General features: G+C 69.7%; 18 protein-coding genes. 6 read left to right on the top strand and 12 right to left on the bottom strand.

All coding sequences use genetic code 11. From position 1 onward, the window contains the following. Positions 1-72 precede the first annotated feature (72 nt). The gene (locus DEA06_RS00595) at positions 73-1,104 is read left to right on the top strand and encodes a glycosyltransferase (RefSeq protein ID WP_116646033.1); all 1,032 of its coding nucleotides are present in this window, start codon (positions 73-75) and stop codon (positions 1,102-1,104) included. Positions 1,105-1,116: 12 nt separating this feature from the next. Here DEA06_RS00595 and DEA06_RS00590 read toward each other — a convergent pair whose 3' ends face one another. The 5 genes from DEA06_RS00590 to DEA06_RS00570 form a co-directional block, all read right to left on the bottom strand. Further along, positions 1,117-3,189, bottom strand: a complete 2,073-nt coding sequence (locus DEA06_RS00590) for a hypothetical protein (protein WP_133241687.1) — start codon at positions 3,187-3,189, stop codon at positions 1,117-1,119. 154 nt (positions 3,190-3,343) lie between these two features. Beyond that, a complete protein-coding gene (locus DEA06_RS00585; protein ID WP_116646031.1) occupies positions 3,344-4,438 on the bottom strand; it encodes a glycosyltransferase in 1,095 nt (364 codons plus the stop codon). After that, a complete protein-coding gene (locus DEA06_RS00580) occupies positions 4,435-5,901 on the bottom strand; it encodes an LCP family protein (protein WP_116646030.1) in 1,467 nt (488 codons plus the stop codon). The genes DEA06_RS00585 and DEA06_RS00580 overlap by 4 nt, the downstream gene beginning before the upstream one ends. Further along, positions 5,898-6,365 (bottom strand): 5-(carboxyamino)imidazole ribonucleotide mutase, encoded by a 468-nt coding sequence (gene purE / locus DEA06_RS00575; protein WP_116646753.1) that lies wholly within the window; start codon positions 6,363-6,365, stop codon positions 5,898-5,900. The genes DEA06_RS00580 and purE overlap by 4 nt, the downstream gene beginning before the upstream one ends. Before the next feature lie 184 nt (positions 6,366-6,549). Further along, complete coding sequence (locus DEA06_RS00570) at positions 6,550-7,173, bottom strand: hypothetical protein (protein WP_116646029.1); 624 nt, start codon at positions 7,171-7,173, stop codon at positions 6,550-6,552. 138 nt (positions 7,174-7,311) lie between these two features. Between DEA06_RS00570 and DEA06_RS00565 the strand changes: the two genes are divergently transcribed. Together DEA06_RS00565 and DEA06_RS00560 are read left to right on the top strand one after the other, a co-directional pair. Continuing rightward, on the top strand, positions 7,312-8,205 hold the full coding sequence (locus DEA06_RS00565) for an alpha/beta hydrolase (RefSeq protein WP_116646028.1): 894 nt from the start codon (positions 7,312-7,314) through the stop codon (positions 8,203-8,205). A gap of 37 nt (positions 8,206-8,242) precedes the next feature. Next, a complete protein-coding gene (locus DEA06_RS00560) occupies positions 8,243-8,635 on the top strand; it encodes a PPOX class F420-dependent oxidoreductase (protein WP_116646027.1) in 393 nt (130 codons plus the stop codon). Positions 8,636-8,640: 5 nt separating this feature from the next. On the opposite strand, the gene DEA06_RS00555 is transcribed toward DEA06_RS00560, so the two are convergent. From DEA06_RS00555 to DEA06_RS00545, 3 genes are all read right to left on the bottom strand, one after another. After that, positions 8,641-9,777 carry a 5-(carboxyamino)imidazole ribonucleotide synthase gene (locus DEA06_RS00555; RefSeq protein WP_116646026.1) on the bottom strand — a complete coding sequence of 379 codons (1,137 nt, stop codon included), beginning with the start codon at positions 9,775-9,777 and terminating at the stop codon, positions 8,641-8,643. A 55-nt stretch (positions 9,778-9,832) separates the two neighbouring features. Next, positions 9,833-10,387, bottom strand: a complete 555-nt coding sequence (locus DEA06_RS00550) for a PH domain-containing protein (RefSeq protein WP_116646025.1) — start codon at positions 10,385-10,387, stop codon at positions 9,833-9,835. A 75-nt stretch (positions 10,388-10,462) separates the two neighbouring features. Beyond that, positions 10,463-11,257, bottom strand: a complete 795-nt coding sequence (locus DEA06_RS00545) for a biotin--[acetyl-CoA-carboxylase] ligase (RefSeq protein WP_116646024.1) — start codon at positions 11,255-11,257, stop codon at positions 10,463-10,465. A 249-nt stretch (positions 11,258-11,506) separates the two neighbouring features. On the opposite strand from DEA06_RS00545, the gene DEA06_RS00540 reads away from it, so the two are divergent. From DEA06_RS00540 to DEA06_RS00530, 3 genes are all read left to right on the top strand, one after another. Further along, entirely contained in the window at positions 11,507-12,391 is an 885-nt protein-coding gene (locus DEA06_RS00540) for a DUF559 domain-containing protein (RefSeq protein WP_116646023.1), read from the top strand. A 117-nt stretch (positions 12,392-12,508) separates the two neighbouring features. Next, entirely contained in the window at positions 12,509-14,107 is a 1,599-nt protein-coding gene (locus DEA06_RS00535; protein ID WP_116646022.1) for an acyl-CoA carboxylase subunit beta, read from the top strand. Then, positions 14,104-14,337, top strand: coding sequence for an acyl-CoA carboxylase subunit epsilon (locus DEA06_RS00530; protein WP_116646021.1), 234 nt, complete (start codon positions 14,104-14,106; stop codon positions 14,335-14,337). The genes DEA06_RS00535 and DEA06_RS00530 overlap by 4 nt, the downstream gene beginning before the upstream one ends. A 263-nt stretch (positions 14,338-14,600) precedes the next feature. Here DEA06_RS00530 and DEA06_RS00525 read toward each other — a convergent pair whose 3' ends face one another. Genes DEA06_RS00525 through DEA06_RS00510 form a run of 4 tightly spaced genes read right to left on the bottom strand, consistent with a single transcriptional unit; the run spans position 14,601 to position 18,799 of the window. Then, the gene (locus DEA06_RS00525) at positions 14,601-15,623 is read right to left on the bottom strand and encodes a hypothetical protein (protein ID WP_240606747.1); all 1,023 of its coding nucleotides are present in this window, start codon (positions 15,621-15,623) and stop codon (positions 14,601-14,603) included. Continuing rightward, the gene (locus DEA06_RS00520) at positions 15,620-16,873 is read right to left on the bottom strand and encodes an ATP-binding protein (protein WP_116646019.1); all 1,254 of its coding nucleotides are present in this window, start codon (positions 16,871-16,873) and stop codon (positions 15,620-15,622) included. Before DEA06_RS00520 ends, DEA06_RS00525 begins: the two co-directional genes overlap by 4 nt. Continuing rightward, positions 16,866-17,528, bottom strand: a complete 663-nt coding sequence (locus DEA06_RS00515) for a response regulator transcription factor (RefSeq protein WP_116646018.1) — start codon at positions 17,526-17,528, stop codon at positions 16,866-16,868. Before DEA06_RS00515 ends, DEA06_RS00520 begins: the two co-directional genes overlap by 8 nt. Continuing rightward, a complete protein-coding gene (locus DEA06_RS00510) occupies positions 17,525-18,799 on the bottom strand; it encodes a TRAM domain-containing protein (RefSeq protein WP_116646017.1) in 1,275 nt (424 codons plus the stop codon). The genes DEA06_RS00515 and DEA06_RS00510 overlap by 4 nt, the downstream gene beginning before the upstream one ends. Between the last annotated feature and the right edge of the window lie 58 nt (positions 18,800-18,857).

Here is an 18,857-nt window from a genome sequence, read left to right as displayed (position 1 = left end):
GGCCGAGATTTCACCCTATCCGGACTCTCTCGGTCTCCGGTCACGCGCCAACTCGTCGGATAGGTTGGACCGGTGCCTGCTGAGTCGTACGCGAATCTCCCCGGGGCGATCGTGCTCGCCGCGTACTCTCCCGAACCCGAGATGTTCGCCCGGCAGCTGCGGTCCATCGCCGCGCAGACGCTGGTCGATTGGACCTGCATCGTCGTGGTAGACGGAGATGTCGCCCCGGTACGCGCCCTCGTCGTCGAGAGTGTCGCCGACGACAACCGCTTCACTGTCATCGGCGACGGATCGCGGCTCGGTTTTTACTTGAACTTCGAGCGAGGACTGTACGAGGTGCCGGTGGAGGCCGCGTGGGTCGCCCTCAGTGATCAAGACGACTTTTGGTACCCGACGAAATTGCAGACCCTCGTTCCGAGCCTCGACACCGTCGCGCTCGCCACGGGCGGGGTACGGCTTGTGGAGTACCCCTCTGGCGCCATCCTTGGGGAAGCGGAACGTCGGGCAAGCGATCCGTTGTTCACTATGTTGAACAATGAGTACACGGGCTCTGCGACCGTTTTCCGCTCATCTATCTTGCAGGTCGCGCTCCCATTTCCACGCGCCAGTACACGCACTGCGGCGCACGATCACTGGCTCGCCGTAGTGTCGGGCGCGGTCGGAGGAACGGCGCTTGTTTCTGATTCCGTCCAGGACTACGTACAGCACACCGGAAACGTGTTCGGTGATCCCCGCCAGTCGGCAGCTCCGTGGTCGCTTCCGCGAGCCGTCCGCAACGTTCGTGAGATGACAGCCCGTTACGAAGGGACGAGCGGTCCCCTAGCAATGTTGCGAATGATGTTCTGGCTCAACGTCGGGTGGCGCCAACTGCTGACAGAAACCCTGACCGCGAGAGTCGGTTCCGACCGAGTGGATCCGAGAATCAAAGGTGCGTTCGGGCGTGATCGGAAATTCACGGAGATCGCTCACCTTATCCGCCGCGCACGCCAGACAGGGGTGGTCGGGACTCAGTTCGCCCTTGAATACGTGGTCAGCTGGGTCGCAGGCATCCTCATCGCCGGTAGGTCATCAGTCTCCCGCCAACGGCCGCGCGAGCGCGCCTGAGACCATCCCCCGCTACTGAGCGACCGGCTCACCGAGCACGTACTGTGCAAGTTCGTCGGCGGGTCGCTTCTCCACCGGCACCGGCCAGCGAGGCCCGGCGAGCCGCAGCAGAGCAGCAGTCGTCAACACGTGACGAAGGGTTCCGCTCTGAGCGACATAGATGTCGGCGGTGCCGAACGACACGAACGAATTGTCGGCGAAGTGCGGAGCCCCCAGGGGGAACGACTTCACGGTATCCGGCGACCAGGTGAGCTGTTTGACAGGGCGGTTTCCGTTGATCGAGTAGAGGCGCTCAGCACTCCGGATGTGGCGGAGTTTGCCAGCATCCAAGACGTACACCGCGTCAGCCCCGATGCCCTTCGTCAATATCGGCGCCGTGATCGAGGCGCCTCGGATGTTCATGACAGCGCACAACGCGCTCGGAAGAGCGGCCGGACGAGGTTGGAGCGTCTCTGCACCTGCGATGGGGGTGAGCGCGCCGCCGTCGACAACGACCGTCTGGGAGCCGCACTGCATGATCGGGGCGAGCTCCCCGCTGGGACGATAGCCGGCAAGAACACCGTCTGACACAACGCGATAGGCCTGCACGCCCGCATCGGCCGCCGTGCCGAACGAAGGAATTCGTGCGATCTCGAGACCCGTGCCGACGAGATACACATCTCCACTACTGGCCTCCCGCGTGAGTGAGCCCGGCGCGAGCAGCGGGACACCGACGGGAGCCTTGTATGCGTTGCCTTCAGGCATGACTGCAACGAAATCTCTCGCGGCAGACCGCTGGGACAACCAGGACAGGTCATTCACGATGAGCCGTCGGCTACCCGCCTCCCACTTGTAGTAGTCCGGGGAGGTCTCGGCACGGAAGAAATCGCCGACGGCCTCGCCGGTGGGGAACTTGTCTACGAGAGAAGGGGACAACGCGAGGTAGTCGTCCATTCGGAAGCCGTAACGTTCGACGAGCTCGACAGATCGGAGGTGATGCTTCGTGCCCCCGGGTTGCAACAGGTACATCGCACCGTCGCGAGCGTCCCGGGCGAGCCGCAGCGCGGAATTGCCCAGGGGAAGTGACGAGACATAGTTGGAAGGGACCACGCGGAAGGTACCAAGACGAGCTTCGAAAATGGCGAGGTCGGCCGAGTTCACAACGTGATGTCTCACCCCGCCGGAGATGAGGTAGATCTCGTTTGCGTCGGTGGCCTTGATCAGCGCGGCGGCTGGGGTCTCCGTTGACCCGAACCAGTCGGTGAAATAGTTGTAGAAGTTGCGGTTTCCGTAGCTCGAGCACCCGTCGCCCTCACCGTACCCAGCGCGAAGAGCTGCGGCATTGGGCTGATAAGGGGTGTAGTAGTACAGGTCGGCGGTCGCCTGATTATCGATGCGCACCGGGGACGAGCCGCAGTCCCGGTTCGGGTGGTAGAGAACATTCCACGTCCTCCCTGGCGCGTACCACGTGAAGAACTGGCTTGTACCGGACGGATTGGCATAACGCTTCAGTTGCCATGCCGCTCCATACACCTGATTGAAGAAGCCGTAGTATCGCGCGTCGCATGCGGCCGTGTCGGGGCACCCCTGCCCCATTGCCGCTCGGTAGCGGAAGTCGCTCGGCCATGTGTGAGTGACAAGCCCTTGCTCCTTCTCCAGCATGACGAGGATCACTTGCGGATTGATGCCGCATGCGCGAGCGACGTTGTAGATGATGCGGGATGCTCGTTCACGGCCACCCCCTGCGTAAGCGCCGCACATTGCATCAGCGGAAGTCACCCGAGTCGTGTCATACGTGTCCTTAAGACACGTGTAGCCCGATCTGCACGTACGCACCTTGCTGTCGAGGAAATCTTGGATCTCTTGCTCACCCATGGTCGAGCTGTCGAAAAAGACCGCGTCGCTCACGATACGACCCGGGTTGAAGTTCGCGAGATTCGCCGCGAGCACCGGTGTCACCGCCGCAACGGCTGGCGACGGCACGGCGCCACCTGACGCTGAGGCGGCGGGACTTGCGCCTAGCGAACCGATCGCCATGAGACCCACCACGACGATGGACACGATGAGGCGCGCACCTGCGCCCACCGACGTGCGACTTCCCGACATGGTGCCAGTGTGGCGGATGTTACGTATGAGTACCAACATTTCCTCGGCGCCATCGGTGTGTGCGCGTGCCCGAGCTCCAAAGACGGGCGCGGGCTCACGGCGGCTACCTCACCTTCGCGAAGACGAAGATGCGCAACTGATCCGCGGAGGCAGATCAGAGGTCGGCGTGGAGCGCCCAGATGCGCTCGGCCGATTCGCGCCACGAGAAGGCCTGCGCCCGATCGCGCGACAGCACCCGGAGCCGGTCGGCCGCGCCGCCGGTGGCCCGCATCAACGCCGCACCCAGCACTTCCTGCCCCACGACGATTCCCGCGTCGACGAGCACCTCGCGATGCACGGGCGCGTCCGCCGCGACAATCGGCACGCCCAGGACCAGCGCCTCGACGACGCGCCAGGGCCAGTCCGACCGCGTCGACGGCGCGAGGAACACGCTCGCGCCTCCCAGGACGGCAGCGCGATCCCACGTGTCGAGTGCGCCGCGGACGTGCACGCGCGAGGCGGACAGCCCCGCGCGCGAGGCGATCTCGACGACTGCCGGCTCCTCGCCCTCGGGGCAGTCCAGCACCACGATGTCGGCCGTCTCGCCCGACTCGACGACGGCGCGGAACGCGTGCGCGAGTGCGTCCGACTCCGTGGCGCCGCCCGCCGTGGCGAGGAAGAACGAGGGCAGATCCAGGGCGCGGAGGCGCCCGACGTGGTCGTTCGGCACCCGGAACCCCGCGGGCGCGGCGCCGGAGATGACGCGCACACGTCGGCCGAACCGGCCCAGGTCGCCGAGCCTGGCGGCGAGCGCATGAGTGGGAACGACGATCGCATCGGCGTGCTTCTCGGCGCGCTTGAGCATCGCCTTGTACCAGACGACCTCGGTGCGCGAGAGGGTGTCGGGTGCCTCCCAGGCGCGGAGGTCCCACACGGTGGCGACAAGCTGGTGCGTGTCGTTGACCCGGTCGTGCCGCACGAGCGGCGCGAGCAGCGTCGGTGCGTGGATCATGCCCTTCCCGACCCCGGGGGCGATTCCGAGCTGCCATGATGCGGCGAGCTCGCGGCGCGCGAGGGCGAGCCGGTGCACGTCGGCCAGACCCGCGGCATCCGCGTCGTCGAGTCCGGGAGAGGGCACGATCCCCTCGACGACGCAGCCCGACGGCGCGGTCTCGGCCAGGGCACGGACGAGCTCGCCCGACGCCTCGGCGAGCGCGGGGGCCGTCGGGGCGACGAGCTGGTCGAGGACGACGCGCAGCGCGACCGTCACTCGGTCGGCTCCGGGGCCGGCGGATGCAACGTGCTGTCGATGAGCTGCTGGATGTACGCGACATCGGGCGCATCCTGAACGATCTGGTGAGCCTCGGGGGTCAGCTCGATCGTCGTGACGGGCTGCTCCTTCGCTTTCAGGGCGAGATCGACGAGGGCCGGCAGCAGCCCCTGCGGAAGGTCGGTCTTCACGAGGTTCGTGCCGGCGGCCGCGACGCTCTGGAAGCGCGTGAGCACGGTCTCGGGGGTGAACTGCGCGAGGATCGCCTCCTGCAGCTGACGCTGGCGAAGCATCCGGTCCCAGTCACTCGTGGTGTAACGGGAACGGGCGTACCACTGGGCGGTGTCGCCGTCCATGTGCTGCGGACCGGCTTCGATCCAGCCGATGGCCCAGTCCTCGGCGGGCTCGCCGGTGTACTGCGGCCCGCCGCCCTTGGGCAGGCGCTGGGCGACGTCGATGTCGACACCGCCGAGCGCGTCGATCATGGCGGCGAAGCCGTGCATGTCGACGAAGACGTAGTACGGGATCGTGATGCCGAGAAGCCCTTCGGCGGCGTCCTTTGTCGCCTCGACACCGGGCTCGGAGCCGTTGGCTACGGCGTCGGGGTACAGGGCGTTGCCGTCGCGGCACACCTCGACCTCGGTGCGCAGCTGATTGATGCCGCTCCCCCATCCGCATGTGGCGCTGGACTTGCCCTCGTGCACGTCGGAATAGAGGTCCTGCATCGGCCCCGGCGCGAACGGGAAGTGCCCGAGGTCGCGAGGGATGCCGGTGATGGTGGTGGCGCCGGTCTCGGCGTTGACCGACACCACCGAGATGCTGTCGAACCGCATCGAGTCGCGGCCTTCGCCGCTGTCGGCGCCGAGGAGGAGGATGTTGTAGTAGCCGTCCGACGGCGGGACGACCGCGGCCGAGGAGCCGAAGATCGCTCCCAGAGCGTCACGCGTCGAGCCTGCGACCTGCGCACCGTACGCCGCCGTGGTCGACGACGCGGCGGCCAGGATGATCGCGAGGACGGGGATTCCGATGCGCGAGAGCGTCTTGACCCTGACGAGCCGCACCAGCCGCAGCGTGTCGACGGTGAGAACGATCCAGAGCACCGCGTACGCGATGAAGAGCCCCTGCACGATGAGGAGCGGGATCGGACGCAGGAGCGACAGCGGTGCGGGCAGCCAGGCGCCCGACGCGATGCTGAAGGTGCCGGAGGGCCAGAGCAGCGCTCCGAGACCCGCGAAGATCAGGAGCAGCCACATGAAGACCGTGGCACCGAGGCCGAAGCGCCCCAGCTTGCGGCTTCCGGCGAGCACTTGGGCGGAGCCCGGCAGCAAGAAGTTGAGTGCGACGAGCCACCATCCGCGTGTGGTCATCATGCCGGCGGAGGTCACGTCGGGGTTGCGGATCGGACGCGACTCGATGACGCTCTTGCGCACGGGGCGCTGGAGCGGCGGGCTCGCAACGCTCACAGCGACTCCTTCAACCGGCGGTTCTTCTCCTCGACCTGCGCTTCGAGGTCGCGGGCGAAGGCCTCCACACGGTCGGCGATCGCGGGATCCCCTGCTCCGAGGATGCGGGCGGCGAGCAGTCCGGCGTTCTTGGCCCCGTTGATCGACACGGTGGCGACCGGAATACCCGCGGGCATCTGCACGATGCTCAGCAGCGAATCGAGGCCGTCGAGCGTCGCGAGCTGCACCGGCACACCGATGACGGGAAGAGCCGTGACGGACGCGAGCATGCCCGGGAGGTGCGCCGCGCCGCCGGCCCCGGCGATGATGACGCGAAGACCGCGCTCGCGCGCCTCACGGCCGTACCTCAGCAGCTTGTCGGGCGTGCGGTGGGCCGAGACGACCTCGACCTCGTGCGCGATCCCGAAGTCGGTGAGGGCCTGCGAAGCATCCGCCATCACCCTCCAATCGGAATCGGAGCCCATGACGACGCCGACCACGGGCGCGTCGGAAGAATGCAGCGGTCGGGTCACGCCCATAAGGCTAGAACGCATCGCTGGAAGATCACCGCAACGCGCGGCAGTCGGGAGCGACTCGGATGCTGCGCACCCCCGCGCCGCCGTCGATGGGCTCGGGCGCGGAGGCCCCTGTCGCCGCCCCGTGGAGCGGTCAGGCTCCCAGGGTGGCGAGGATGTCTTCGACGTACCCGTCGAGAGGGCGGTTCAGCCAGGAGGTCGCCACCCAGACGCTGCCCCGGAGCGCATGCGTCTCTCCGCGGACGTACGGGACGTCGTCGAGGCTCACCCCGCGTTGTTCGATGCTGCAGATGCGCGCGCCGCCCTGGTCGCCGCAGCCGAACCCGCCTTCGGCGAGCTCCGTCTCGATCGCTGCGGCCTGCGCCGCGTCGACGACGGTGACGTTCGTCGTGATCCCGACGGTGCCGGGAGCGCCCCACGAGCAGCGGAGGGTGGGCAGGGTCTCGAGGTCGCCCAGGAGTACTGCGTTCTGGGTCGCCAGCATCGTCACGGCCGGATCGTTCAGCGGCAGGCCCTCCTGCTCCAACGACGACATCATCGCCGGCGAGTAGACCTGCGCACAGTCGTCGGGCACGGCGATGCCGGCAGGCGTCTCGGAGGCGGTGGCGGTCGGCGTCGGGTCTGCGGTCGCAGACGATGTCGGCGTCGACGAGGCCGGCGCTCCGGACGGGGTGGTCGCCGATTCGGCGACGCATCCGGAGAGCACGACGGCGAGCAGCAGGGTGGTCACACCGATCGTCGAACGGCTGCGGAACATGGCGCCTCCTGGGGTCGTGCTCGACAGTAGTCGACCGGCCCGACCCACCCGCGTCGACGCACCGGCCCGCCCTCCGGTCGCCGAGCTCGCACGAGCATCCGGCTCGATCGTCGGGTCGGCTGCCTAGACTGCTCGGCGATGGATACCCGCGTCGCGCCCCTCGATGGGGCATTCGTCGATGTCGGCGGCCGGCGGGTCGAGGTCTTCGACGCGGGCGCGGGCGGTACACCGGTCGTGGTGCTCCTCACCGGGGCGGGCGACACCGCCCGATCGTGGCTGCCTCTCCAAACGCTCCTCGCGCGCACGGCCCGGGTGATCTCGTACGAGCGCTCGGGGATCGGAGCGAGCGCCCCCGGATCCCCGCGCACGATCGACGGCCTCGTCGCGGAGCTCGACGGCGTGCTCGCCGCGCTCGCGCCGGAACCTCGCGTGCTGCTGGTCGGCCACTCGTTCGGCGCTCTCATCGCACGCGTCTACGCCGCGCGGCACCCCGCGCGGGTCGCCGGGCTCGTGATGCTCGACGCGACGCCCGACCTTCTCGCCTCCGACCCGGTGCGCCGCCGGGGGTACCGCCTCTACGCCGAGAGCATCGCCACGGCGCGGCGGATGCTGCCCCCTCCTCTTTTCGCGCGCCTGGTACGCCGGAACGCCCTGCCGCTCTACCCCGGCCGCGGGCCGTTCCTGGAGGCCCTCACGCCGCGGGCACGCGACGAATGGCACAGCGCGGTGGCCGCCCTCTTCCTCGGCGACGCGGTCGACGAGATGCGCGCGGTGCTCCCCGGAACCGTGGCGGCGGCGTCCGAACTCGCAGACGCGGTGCACGGCGACCTGCCGGTGGCGCTGCTCACCACCGGCACCTACGGCCGAGGGTGGATCACGATGCACGATGCGGTCGCGCGGCGCTACCCGAACGCGACGCATCGACTGTCGGGCGACCGCTTCCACAACGTCCACATGCGCCATTTCGGGCGGATCGCCGAAACGGTGCGCGCGATGCACGATTGCGCGTCGGGCGATCTTCACGCCCGGTGAGGGCTCAGACTGAGAGCCCACTCTTCGAGGAGACCCGATGACACTGCCCGATGCCCTGCTCGACCTGCTGCGCCAGCCGAGCCCCTGCTTCCTGTCCACGATCATGCCCGACGGGTCGCCCCAGGTGACCGAGACGTGGGTCGACACCGACGGCGAGCATGTCGTGATCAACACGGTCGTCGGTTTCGTGAAGGTGCGCAACGTCGAGCGCGACCCGCGCGTGGCGGTCGCGATCCAGGATCCGTCGAACCCGTTCCGCTACATCCAGGTGCGCGGCAGGGTCGTCGAGATGACGACCGAGGGCGGGGCCGAGAGCATCGAGGCCCTGTCGCAGAAGTACACCGGTCAGCCCTACCCCTGGTACGGCGGACGCGACCAGCAGCGCATCATCCTCACGATCGCCGCCGACAGCATCAGCGGCCAGGGGTAGCGGGGTCAGTCCAGGAACACGGATGCTGCGGCGCGGGCCTCGTACACGACGTCGTCGAGGTCGTCGCCGGCCACCGTGACGTGCCCCACCTTGCGACCGGGCCGTGGGGCCTTGCCGTAGGTGTGGATCTTGGCCGCGGGGTGCGATGACATCGCCGCGTCGAAGCGCTCGTCGAGCCCGCCCTGCGCGGGGCCGCCGAGGATGTTGACCATCACGGTCCAGGGACGGGTCGCCTCGGTCGCCCCGAACGGCAGATCGAGCACGGCACGCAGATGCTGCTCGAACTGGCTCGTCACGGCGCCGTCCTGGGTCCAGTGGCCGCTGTTGTGCGGGCGCATCGCGAGCTCGTTGACGAGGATGCGGCCGTCGACGGTCTCGAACAGCTCGACCGCCAGCATCCCGGTGACCCCGATCCCCTCGGCGATCGCCATCCCGATGTCCTCCGCCGCGAGCGCCAAACGCTCGCTCGCCCCGGGCGCCGGGGCGACGACCTCCACGCACACGCCGTCGCGTTGCACCGTCTCGACGAGCGGGAACGCCCGCATGCCCCCGGACGGGCGACGCGCGATCTGCTGGGCGAGCTCGCGCGAGAAGTCGACGAGCTCCTCCACGAGCAGGTCGCCGCCGCGCGCGTCTTCGGCGAGTGCGGCGAACCAGTCCGCCGCCTCGGTCGCGGCCGAGACGACGCGCACCCCCTTGCCGTCGTATCCGCCGCGGGGGGTCTTCACGACCGCACGCCCGCCGTGGGCGTCGATGAACTCCTGCAGCTGAGCGGCGTCGGACACCGCTGCCCAATCGGGCTGCGGCATACCGAGCTCGGCCATCCGCGCCCGCAGCACCAGCTTGTCCTGGGCGACCGCCAGGGCACTCGGACCGGGGTGCACGGCGACGCCGGCGTCGACCAGGGCAGCGAGCACCTCCTGCGGCACGTGCTCGTGGTCGAACGTGATGACGTCGACGTCGCGGGCGAACGCGAGCACCGTCTCGGTGTCGCGGTAATCGCCGACGGCCGTGGCCGCGAGCGCCGCGGCCATACCGGTCTCCTCGGCGAGCACGCGCACCTCGATGCCGAGTTCGACCGCGGGCGCGATCATCATCCGTGCCAACTGGCCACCGCCGACCACACCCACACGCAGCGTCATGCCACTCCCTCGTTCGAGTCCGTCGTTCCCATCTTGGCGCACTCGCGCGCGGTGGTCAGGAGGGCAGCGGCGGAGGCGTCAGGCTCTGCGAGTCGCGGTGGGCCAGGATCTGGTTGACCTCTACCTGGTCGACCAGCACTTCGTAGACGAGGGCGACGTTCGCGATGCGACGCAGCCGCACGGGTGCGTCGACGCCGTTCGAGAGCACCAGGGTTCCCCCACCGCCGATGCGCTGCAGGATTCCGCGCTTGAGCTGCACGGTATAGCCGCGCACGTGGGACAGCTCGGCGCGGCGACGGCCGAACGGGCCCGACCGGGCGATCACGCGGCGCGTGGTGATCGTGTAGCGCTGCGCCCACCAGCTGAGGAACGGGAGCACGACGAGAAGGAACACGACCGCACCGGCCGCGCTCAGCAGCATCCAATCGGCGAACGGCTCGCGCAGGTTGTCGTAGAAGTACCCGACACCGCCCGCGACGGCGATGAGCACGACGGCCGACCAGAACAGCCGGGTCGCGCGCGGCCGGAGTCGCGCCACACGCAGCTCGGGCGTCGGTGCGCCGGGCGCCGGCATCAGCGGGCGCCCCCCGAGGGTCGTCGGCTGGGTCACGCTCTCATTGTCACCCTCCCCGCCGACGTCGGGGTGATCCCACGCGGCACGCCGCTCAACGCGGCGGCGGACCGCTCAGCGCACGTGCTGCACGTCGCCGGCCGCGACCGGCGTCTCCACACCGTCGACCACCACGACGAGGCGCCCGTCGGGGTCGATGCGCTGCGCGCGGCCCTCGAGCGCCCTGTCGTCGGGCAGCGACACGACGACGTCGCGTCCGACCGTCGCGCAGAGGCTCTCGACCTCGCCCCGCACGTTCGCCGCGGAGGCATCACCGCCGGCGCCGATGAGCGCCTGCAGCTGCTCGTCGAGCGCGCGGAGGAAATCGGCCAGTAGCCGGTCGTCGTCGCACTCCGCCCCGATGGCGGCGAACGACGTCGCCGTCGAGACGGGGAGGTCGGCGCGCGTCATATGGGTGTTGACGCCGGCGCCGACGACGACGGCATCCATCGTGCCGGGAAGCGCTTCGGCGAGGATGCCGCAGATCTTCGCGCCGTCGACGAGCACGTCGTTCGGCCACTTCAGCTGGGCGGTGTTGCCGGTGCCCTTCAGCTGCGCGGCCACCGCACGGGTCATGGCCGCCCCCGCGATGAGCGGGATCCACCCGCGCGACGCGGCGGGGAGCCCCTCGACCCGCACGAGCACCGAGACGGCGAGGGCGGTGCCCGGCGGCGCGGTCCAGGTGCGACCCAGCCGCCCGCGTCCGGCGCGCTGGTCGGTCGTGACGAGCGCGGCCAGGTGCGGCCATCCCTCGGGGTCGGCGGATGCGGCGGCGACCGCATCGGCGTTGGTCGAATCGGTGGTCTCGACCACCTGCAGGCGCGGACTGACGGCGGCGGCGAGCGGGTAGCCCTCGGCGGGGATCGGCATGGCCACACCCTACGCGGACGAGCGCCGCGCAGCATCCGCGGTTGACAGTCCGCGGCCGCCGTCGCCGCCCGAATCGGTGAAATCGGCCGGAGTCGGTGCGCGTCCAGGTAGACACGCACCGAATCGGGCCGATTTCACCGCAGAGTGGAAAGAGGGGACGTGTCCTCCCCAGCCGATCTGTGAGGGGATCTCTCCCCATTCACCCCCTCCTGCATCCCCACACCGCGAGCACGCCGCAACGGTGGGCGGATGGGTTCGAGCACGAGATCATTACGGCCACTCGTCGCCGCGCGCGGTTACATCCATCTTGCGGAGGTCCGCGAGGCGGGGTGGCGCCCCGACGCCATTCGTGCGGCCGTCCAGAGGGAAGGGCTGGTGCGAGCGGGCCGCGACTGGGTGCTGATTCCCGGCGCACCCCCGGAACTGCTGGTCGCCGCCCGAACCGGCTGCGCGGTGACGTGCGTCTCCGCGGCATCGCTGCGCACGCTCTGGCGGGCCGACGACGACCCCACGGTCCACCTGGCGGTGCCAAGAGGAGCGCGCAGGTCACCACCCGCCGCACACGGACACTGGGGCGCCGGCATCGTTGCGCGCCCCCGGCGGCTTCTCATCGATGCGGTCGAGAACATGCTCGCCGCCGTCGCGGTCTGTCGTCCTCACGAACAAGCCCTCGCGATCTGGGAATCGGCGGTGCGCGCCCGCCTCATCACTGTCGAGAGCATCGGGGCGATCGACTGGCGCGGCGAGCGGGCTCGGGCGCTCCGCGACGAGACCACCGCTCTGTCGCACTCCGGCCTCGAGACCTACTTCGTCTCACGGATGCGGAGGCGAGGCGTCCTGGTACGACAGCAGGTCAAGATCGACGGCCATCATGTCGACGGCCTCATCGGTGCGAGGCTCGTCGTGCAGATCGATGGCTTCGCCCACCACTCCGATCCGAGACAACGTCGATCCGACATCGCCCACGACCGCCGGCTGCGGTTGCTCGGATACACCGTGCTGCGTTTCGATTACCGCGATCGTCGACGACTGGCCCCGGGTGGAGGCCACCATCCTGGCCGCCATGGCGCAGAATCTTCACCTCGCGCGGTGACCCGCCCCACCCGAATCGGTCAGTTCGGCGCTCTTCGGTGACCGTGAACAGCAATACGCACCGAATCGCGCCGAACTCACCGACATGCGCTGGGCGACAGGGGATTCGGCGAGTCGTTGTGCGCACCCTCCAAGGCCGACAGGGAGCCCGCCGCTAGTGTGGAACGCGTGACAGAGCAGCCCGACCACGCGACCACCGCCGGCAAGATCGCCGACCTCCGCACGAGGTACCAGGAGGCGGTCGTCGACGCCGAGGCCGCGGCCCAAGCCAAGCAGCACGCGAAGGGCAAGTTCACCGCCCGCGAGCGCATCGCCCTGCTCGTCGATCCGGGCTCGTTCGTCGAGCTCGACGAGTACGTCCGCCACCGCACGACGGCGTTCGGCATGGACAAGTCGCGCCCGTACGGCGACTCCGTCGTGACCGGCACGGGAACGATCCACGGCCGCACCGTCGCCGTCTACGCGCAGGACTTCTCCACCTTCGGCGGCTCCCTCGGCGAGGCGGCCGGCGACAAGATCATCAAGGTCATGGAACTCGCGCTGCGCAGCGGCATCCCGATCATCGGCATCCTCGACTCCGGCGGCGCCCGCATCCAGGAGGGCGTCGTCGCTCTCGGCAAGTACGGCGAGATCTTCCGCCTGAACACCGCGGCCTCCGGCGTCATCCCCCAGATCTCGCTCATCATGGGTCCGGCAGCCGGCGGTGCGGTCTACTCCCCCGCCCTCACCGACTTCGTGATCATGGTCGACAAGACGAGCCAGATGTTCGTCACCGGTCCCGACGTCATCAAGACCGTCACCGGCGAGGACGTCGGCATGGAAGAGCTCGGCGGCGCCTACACGCACAACACCCGTTCGGGCGTCGCGCACTACCTCGCCGAAGACGAAGACGACGCGATCGACTACGCGCGCACCCTGCTCGGGTTCCTCCCCGACAACAACATGGCCGAGATCCCCGTGTTCGACTCCGGTTTCGAGTTCGAGACGACGGATGCTGACCGGTCGCTCAACACCGTCATCCCCGACTCCCCCAACCAGCCCTACGACATCAACACCGTGATCGGTCACCTGATGGACGACGGCGAGTTCCTCGAGGTGCAGCCGCTCTTCGCCCCCAACATCGTCATCGGGTTCGGTCGCGTCGAGGGGCGGACGGTCGGCATCATCGCGAACCAGCCGTCGCAGATGGCCGGCACACTCAACATCGAGGCAGGCGAGAAGGCCAGCCGCTTCGTGCGGTTCTGCGACGCGTTCTCAGTGCCGATCGTCACCCTCGTCGACGTGCCCGGCTACCTGCCCGGCACCGACCAGGAGTGGACCGGCGTCATCCGCCGCGGCGCGAAGCTGCTCTACGCGTACGCCGAGGCGACCGTGCCCCTGGTGACCGTCATCCTCCGCAAGGCGTATGGCGGCGCGTACATCGTCATGGGCTCGAAGCAGCTGGGCGCCGACATCAACCTCGCGTGGCCGACCGCCGAGATCGCCGTCATGGGCGGGCAGGGTGCTGTCAACATCCTCTACCGCGGCGAGATCAAGCGCGCCGAGGAGGCCGGCGAAGACGTCGCCGCCGTGCGGGCGCGTCTCGCGAGCGAGTACACCTACAACGTGGCCTCGCCGTTCCTCGCCGCCGAGCGCGGCGAGCTCGACGGCATCATCGAACCCGCCCAGACGCGCGTGTCGATCGCGAAGGCTCTGCGTGCCCTCCGCAACAAGCGTGCGACCCAGCCTGCCAAGAAGCACGGGAACATCCCCCTGTGAGTGAGAGCACGGCGGCCGGCGATGCGACGCCGCCCGACATCCGGGTGCGGCGCGGAAACCCGACCGACGAAGAGCTCGCCGCCCTGATCGCGGTCGTCGGCGGCGCCTACCTCGAGGAGTCTGCGGAACCCGTTGTCGCACCCCCCGCCCGTTCGCGGTGGGAACTGTCGGCACGGGGCCTGCGTCGTCCCCTCGACCGCGAACGCCGTTGGGGCGGCTTCAGCGGCTGAACCGGCGACAGGCTAAGCATTTGTCCCCCGAAATACCTACAGACGCGGGCGTTCGGGTCGCAGATACTGAATGAGCTGGAACGCATTACGCGTTCGGCCGACCTGCTCATTAGAGCCAGGATCGGTCCCGCGGACGGTTTTCGGGTAACCGTTCGCACGGCGAGGGGCGGGCGGCTTCGCCGCCCCTCGCCTTCTCTTTCTTCTCTTCCACCGTCCTGGACCCCTCCCCTACCAGGACGGTGGAGGAGAAGACTCCTCGTGTGTCAGGGTCTGCGGATCTCGCGCCAGAGATCGACGCTGTCCTCGTCGGACAGGCTCTCCCCGTCGCCCGACCGCCCGACGACGGTGATGGCGATCTGCGCGTGCGGCGAAGTGCGGATGATCAGACGGGTGGATGCGGCGTCACGCAGCGTCTCGGCGAGCTCGGCGCGGACGATCGCCAACGCGGCGTCGTCGAGGTCTTCGAGACCGCCCTCGTCGAACATGGTCACCGCGGAGCCCCGACGACGCACGGCCTCCAGCTCGGCCCGCACGGCGTCGTCGAGAAGACGGCGGCCCCGCAGTTCGTCGCGCAGGCGGCCCTCCGCCAGACGGGCGTCGACCCGCTCGTCCGGCCGAAGGTTGCCCCCGGTCTCGATCGTGCGGCCCAGCACGGGGCCGGCGGCCTGGAGGGCACGCTGCACCTGCACCCGGCGCTCGCGCTGGCGCCCCACCTGTGAGGCCTGCCACGCGGACGCCGCCTGTTGCAGGCTCGCCAGCTGCTCGGTGTCGCGGGCGGCCCGATCGAGGGCGTACATGAGCAGCTGAGCGGCGGCGACCCACACGATCGAGCCCGGCAGGCCGAGGCTCAGCGCGGCGAGCGGGCCGAGCCACAGGATGGCCGACACCGACATGAGCCCCACGCCGATCCACGCGGTCACCGGACGACGGCGCACCATGACGACCGTCATCAGCGCACCGATGCCCCCGATGAACGAGGTCGCGAACGGGAGACTGCGCGATTCGACCGGCACGGCCGAGAGGATCGCGTTGGGGACGACGATCGCCGCGACCAGGGAGAGCAGGGCGAGCCACAGCGGCAGGGTGGCGCGCGGGACGGCGCCGGTCGACGCCGCGCCCGGCCGGTACCCCCAGAAGATCACGGTCCAGGTGACGACGAGATAGAACGTCAGCGCGAGGTAGGTCAACCAGGGCGTGTCGACGGCTCCGGTGAACAGCAGCCCGCGAGCGGCCAGGTAGGCCGTGAAAGCCACTCCGATGACGGAGACGATTCCGCGGACGGTCACCAGCGATCACCGCTCTCCCAGTGGAGGGTGACCGTCGTGCCGTTCGTCCCCGATTCGATCTCGGTGCGACCTCCGACCGCGGTCACACGCGCCTGGATCGACCCGCGGATGCCCAGGCGGTCGTCGGGGATGCGGTCGATGTCGAACCCGCCGCCCGCGTCGCGCACCCGCACGGTGACGCCACCGGGCTCCGCACGCCCGCGCAACTCCACACCGAGCCCCGCGGCGTCGGCGTGCTGCACGGCGTTCGCGACGGCCTGCATCGCGGCGAGCACCAGCGCGCGCGCGACGCGCCCCGGCACACGCGGCGTCTCATCGTCGAGTCGCCGCACGACGGCGGTCTCGACGCCCATCTCGCGCGCGGCCGCCTCGATCTCGTCGGCCAGGTGCGCAGCATCCACCGGCTCGTCACTGCCCTCCCACGCGTTCTTCTCCGCGTTGGCGAGGCGGGTCAGGGCCTCCCGGGCCATGCTGACGGCGAGCGTGCGCTCGCGCGGCGTGCCGGCGCGTTCAGCGGCGAGGAGCGCCCCGAGCACGCTGTCGTGCATGAGGGCTGCGACAGCGACGCGCTCGCGCTCGGTGGCCGCCGCGGCCGCCGCCGCCGCGTAGCTCGCGACGGCGCGCGCCCGGGTCTCGTCGACGTTCGCCGCGACCGAGCGATACGTCCACCCCAGCACCACCAGAACACTGCCGAGGATGATCGCGAACGACACGTCGAGCCCCACGGGCACGAAGAAGGCGTCATCGAAGCCGCCCTGGATGAGGCGGGTGAGTCCGAAAAGCAGCGGCGCCGCGATGGTCACGGCGATCTGCAGGGAGAGCGGGGACGCGACGACGGTGGCGGCGGTGGCCACCGTCAGCAGATAGAAGGTCCAGGGCTCCTCGGTCGGCGACGGCTGCGACCCCACCGTCGCGATCGGCCAGAGCGCGAGCACCGCGATGTAGACGACGACGAAGACCCCCGCGAAGACCCGCGCGAATCGGCCCACCACACACGCCACGATCATCGCGGCAAGGGGAAGGAAGACGGCCGCGACCAGCGGCGTGTGCCAGCCCTCGCGCTCGTCGCCCGGACCCAGGGCCGCGACGAACGCCTGCAGCGCGAAGACGAAACTGCCCGAGCCGATCAGCAGCTCGCTGACGCGCTCGATGCGGGTGCGGGTGAAGGATCCGTATCCTTCCGCGGTCTCACGAGTGTGGGGGACGCGCCCCCACGCCTCGTCGAGCACCGACCTGCCCGCTTCAGCCATGGCGCTCTCCGTCGGACGGCCCGATGATGCCGTCCTCCATGGCCCGCAATCGCAGGTCGATCTTCGTCGGGGCGGGCCTGCCGACCTCGACGTACTTGACCCTGACCCGAGTGATGTTCTCCTTGGCCGTCGAATACGCCACACCCAGCCGATCGGCGACGACCTTGAGCGGAAGCCCGGCCGCGTAGAGCCGCAACACCTCGCGCTCGCGCACGGACAGCTGCGCGTCGGCGAACTCGCGGTCGCCCTCGACGGCGCTCGCCCACTCGACGTTGTTGAGCAGCTCGCCACGGGCGACCGTGAGGATCGCACCGATCACTTCGTGGATCGGTGACGCCTTGCTCACGATTCCGGCGGCGCCCGACGACAACGCCTCGCGCACGGCGGCGGGGCGGTCGGCGACGCTGTGGATCAGCACACTCGATCCGTCGCCGACGAGACGCTGCACGTTCTCGGCGACCGTCGTGCCGTCGCCGAGCGTGAGGTCGAGCACGACGACATCGGCGGGCGATTCATCGGCCGCCAGACGCCACTGCAGGTACTCGGTCACGTTGCTTCCCGAGAAGACGACCGCGGTCGATTCCTCGCCGGCGCAGGCGGCCTCGAGTCCGAGTCGCACCGACTCGTGATCGTCAATCAGCGCGACTCGCGTCATGTCGACATCGTATCCGTGTCGCGTTCCAGCACAGCGAGCGCCTCGACGTGGTGCGAGTTCGGGAACAGATCGACGGCACGCACACCGCGACGCGCCGAGTAGCCGAGGTCGGCGAACGTGCGGAGGTCGCGGGCGAGGGCCACCGGGTCGCACGCGACGTAGGCGACGACCGCGGGCGACAGCGCGGCGATTCCTCGCACGACCTCGCGACCGGCGCCGGCGCGCGGCGGGTCGAGGAGCACCACGCCCTGCGAGAGCCGGTCACGCTCGCGGGGGGATGCTTCGGCCGAGAGCTTCGAGACGAAACGGTCGACGCGCGCGGTCTCGGCCCGGGCTCCCACCCACTCTGCGAGGTTCTCACCGGCGTGCTCGGTGGCGCGTGCGTCGGACTCGACCGATGTCACGCGCGTCGCCGGGCCGCCCAGGTCGCCGAGCGTCGCGGCGAAGAGTCCGACCCCGCCGTAGAGGTCGAGGTGCCAGGCGTCGGGATCGATCCGGCCGAGCTCTTCGGTCACCATGCGGGTGAGGGTGTGCGCGGCCAGGCGGTGCACCTGCCAGAACCCCCGGTCGTCGACACGGAACTCGCGGTCTCCGACGCGCTCGACGACGACCTCCGGCATGCCCGACGCTCGGCGCTCGGAGTCGGGTCGGGCGAGCACGCGGACGCGTCCGTCCGCGGGTTGCACCAGGTCGATGCGCCCGGGGGCTCCGGAGCGCAGGCCCAGGGCGGCACGTTCGACGGCCGCGGTCGCGAGAGGGAGGTCATCGACCTCGACGACGGTGTTGCTGCGCGGAGCGTAGGGGCCGACACGGCCCTCGTCGTCGACGTGGAGGCTGACGCGGGTGCGCCACCCGGTGCCGTCGGCGGTCTCGGCCGGGAGTGTGCCGGCCGAGGGCTCCTCCATCGTCACGGGGAAGTCGGTGAACCGCCCGATGCGCTGCAGAGCGTCGGCGAAGACGTCGAGCTTCAGCTGCCTCTGACGGGCGAGGGCGACGTGACCGAAGTCGGCGCCACCGGCTCGGCGCTCCGGGGCGACGGAGATGTCGGCCGCGCCCCAGATGTGCGGGCGACGGTCAGGCGACGCATCCAGGATCTCGAGGGCCTCGGCCCGCCAGAACGACGACTTCGACGTATCGGTGAGCCGCGCACGCACCCGCTCGCCGGGGATGGCGTCGGGGACGAACACGACCCGGCCTTCGTGTCTGGCCACGAACACGCCGCCGTGAGCGACCCCCGTGACGTCGAGGTCGACGAGATCTCCTGATTGCATCCCCCGAGCTTTTCACGTCGCGACCGCCGCGGCGACCGCGACGCGATGCAGAATCGGC

The organism is Microbacterium sp. Gd 4-13 (genome assembly GCF_003095395.1).
Lineage (GTDB): Bacteria > Actinomycetota > Actinomycetes > Actinomycetales > Microbacteriaceae > Microbacterium.
This window is presented reverse-complemented; position numbering and strand designations above follow the sequence as displayed.

Excerpts from the sequence above, each read along its gene's own strand:
- DEA06_RS00570 (WP_116646029.1), bottom strand. The coding sequence starts at position 7,173 with ATGTTCCGCAGCCGTTCGACGATCGGTGTGACCACCCTGCTGCTCGCC.
- DEA06_RS00565 (WP_116646028.1), top strand. The coding sequence starts at position 7,312 with ATGGATACCCGCGTCGCGCCCCTCGATGGGGCATTCGTCGATGTCGGC.
- purE (WP_116646753.1), bottom strand. The coding sequence starts at position 6,365 with ATGGGCTCCGATTCCGATTGGAGGGTGATGGCGGATGCTTCGCAGGCC.
- DEA06_RS00590 (WP_133241687.1), bottom strand. The coding sequence starts at position 3,189 with ATGTCGGGAAGTCGCACGTCGGTGGGCGCAGGTGCGCGCCTCATCGTG.
- DEA06_RS00540 (WP_116646023.1), top strand. The coding sequence starts at position 11,507 with ATGGGTTCGAGCACGAGATCATTACGGCCACTCGTCGCCGCGCGCGGT.
- DEA06_RS00520 (WP_116646019.1), bottom strand. The coding sequence starts at position 16,873 with ATGGCTGAAGCGGGCAGGTCGGTGCTCGACGAGGCGTGGGGGCGCGTC.
- DEA06_RS00545 (WP_116646024.1), bottom strand. The coding sequence starts at position 11,257 with ATGCCGATCCCCGCCGAGGGCTACCCGCTCGCCGCCGCCGTCAGTCCG.
- DEA06_RS00510 (WP_116646017.1), bottom strand. The coding sequence starts at position 18,799 with ATGCAATCAGGAGATCTCGTCGACCTCGACGTCACGGGGGTCGCTCAC.
- DEA06_RS00515 (WP_116646018.1), bottom strand. The coding sequence starts at position 17,528 with ATGACGCGAGTCGCGCTGATTGACGATCACGAGTCGGTGCGACTCGGA.
- DEA06_RS00555 (WP_116646026.1), bottom strand. The coding sequence starts at position 9,777 with ATGACGCTGCGTGTGGGTGTGGTCGGCGGTGGCCAGTTGGCACGGATG.
- DEA06_RS00560 (WP_116646027.1), top strand. The coding sequence starts at position 8,243 with ATGACACTGCCCGATGCCCTGCTCGACCTGCTGCGCCAGCCGAGCCCC.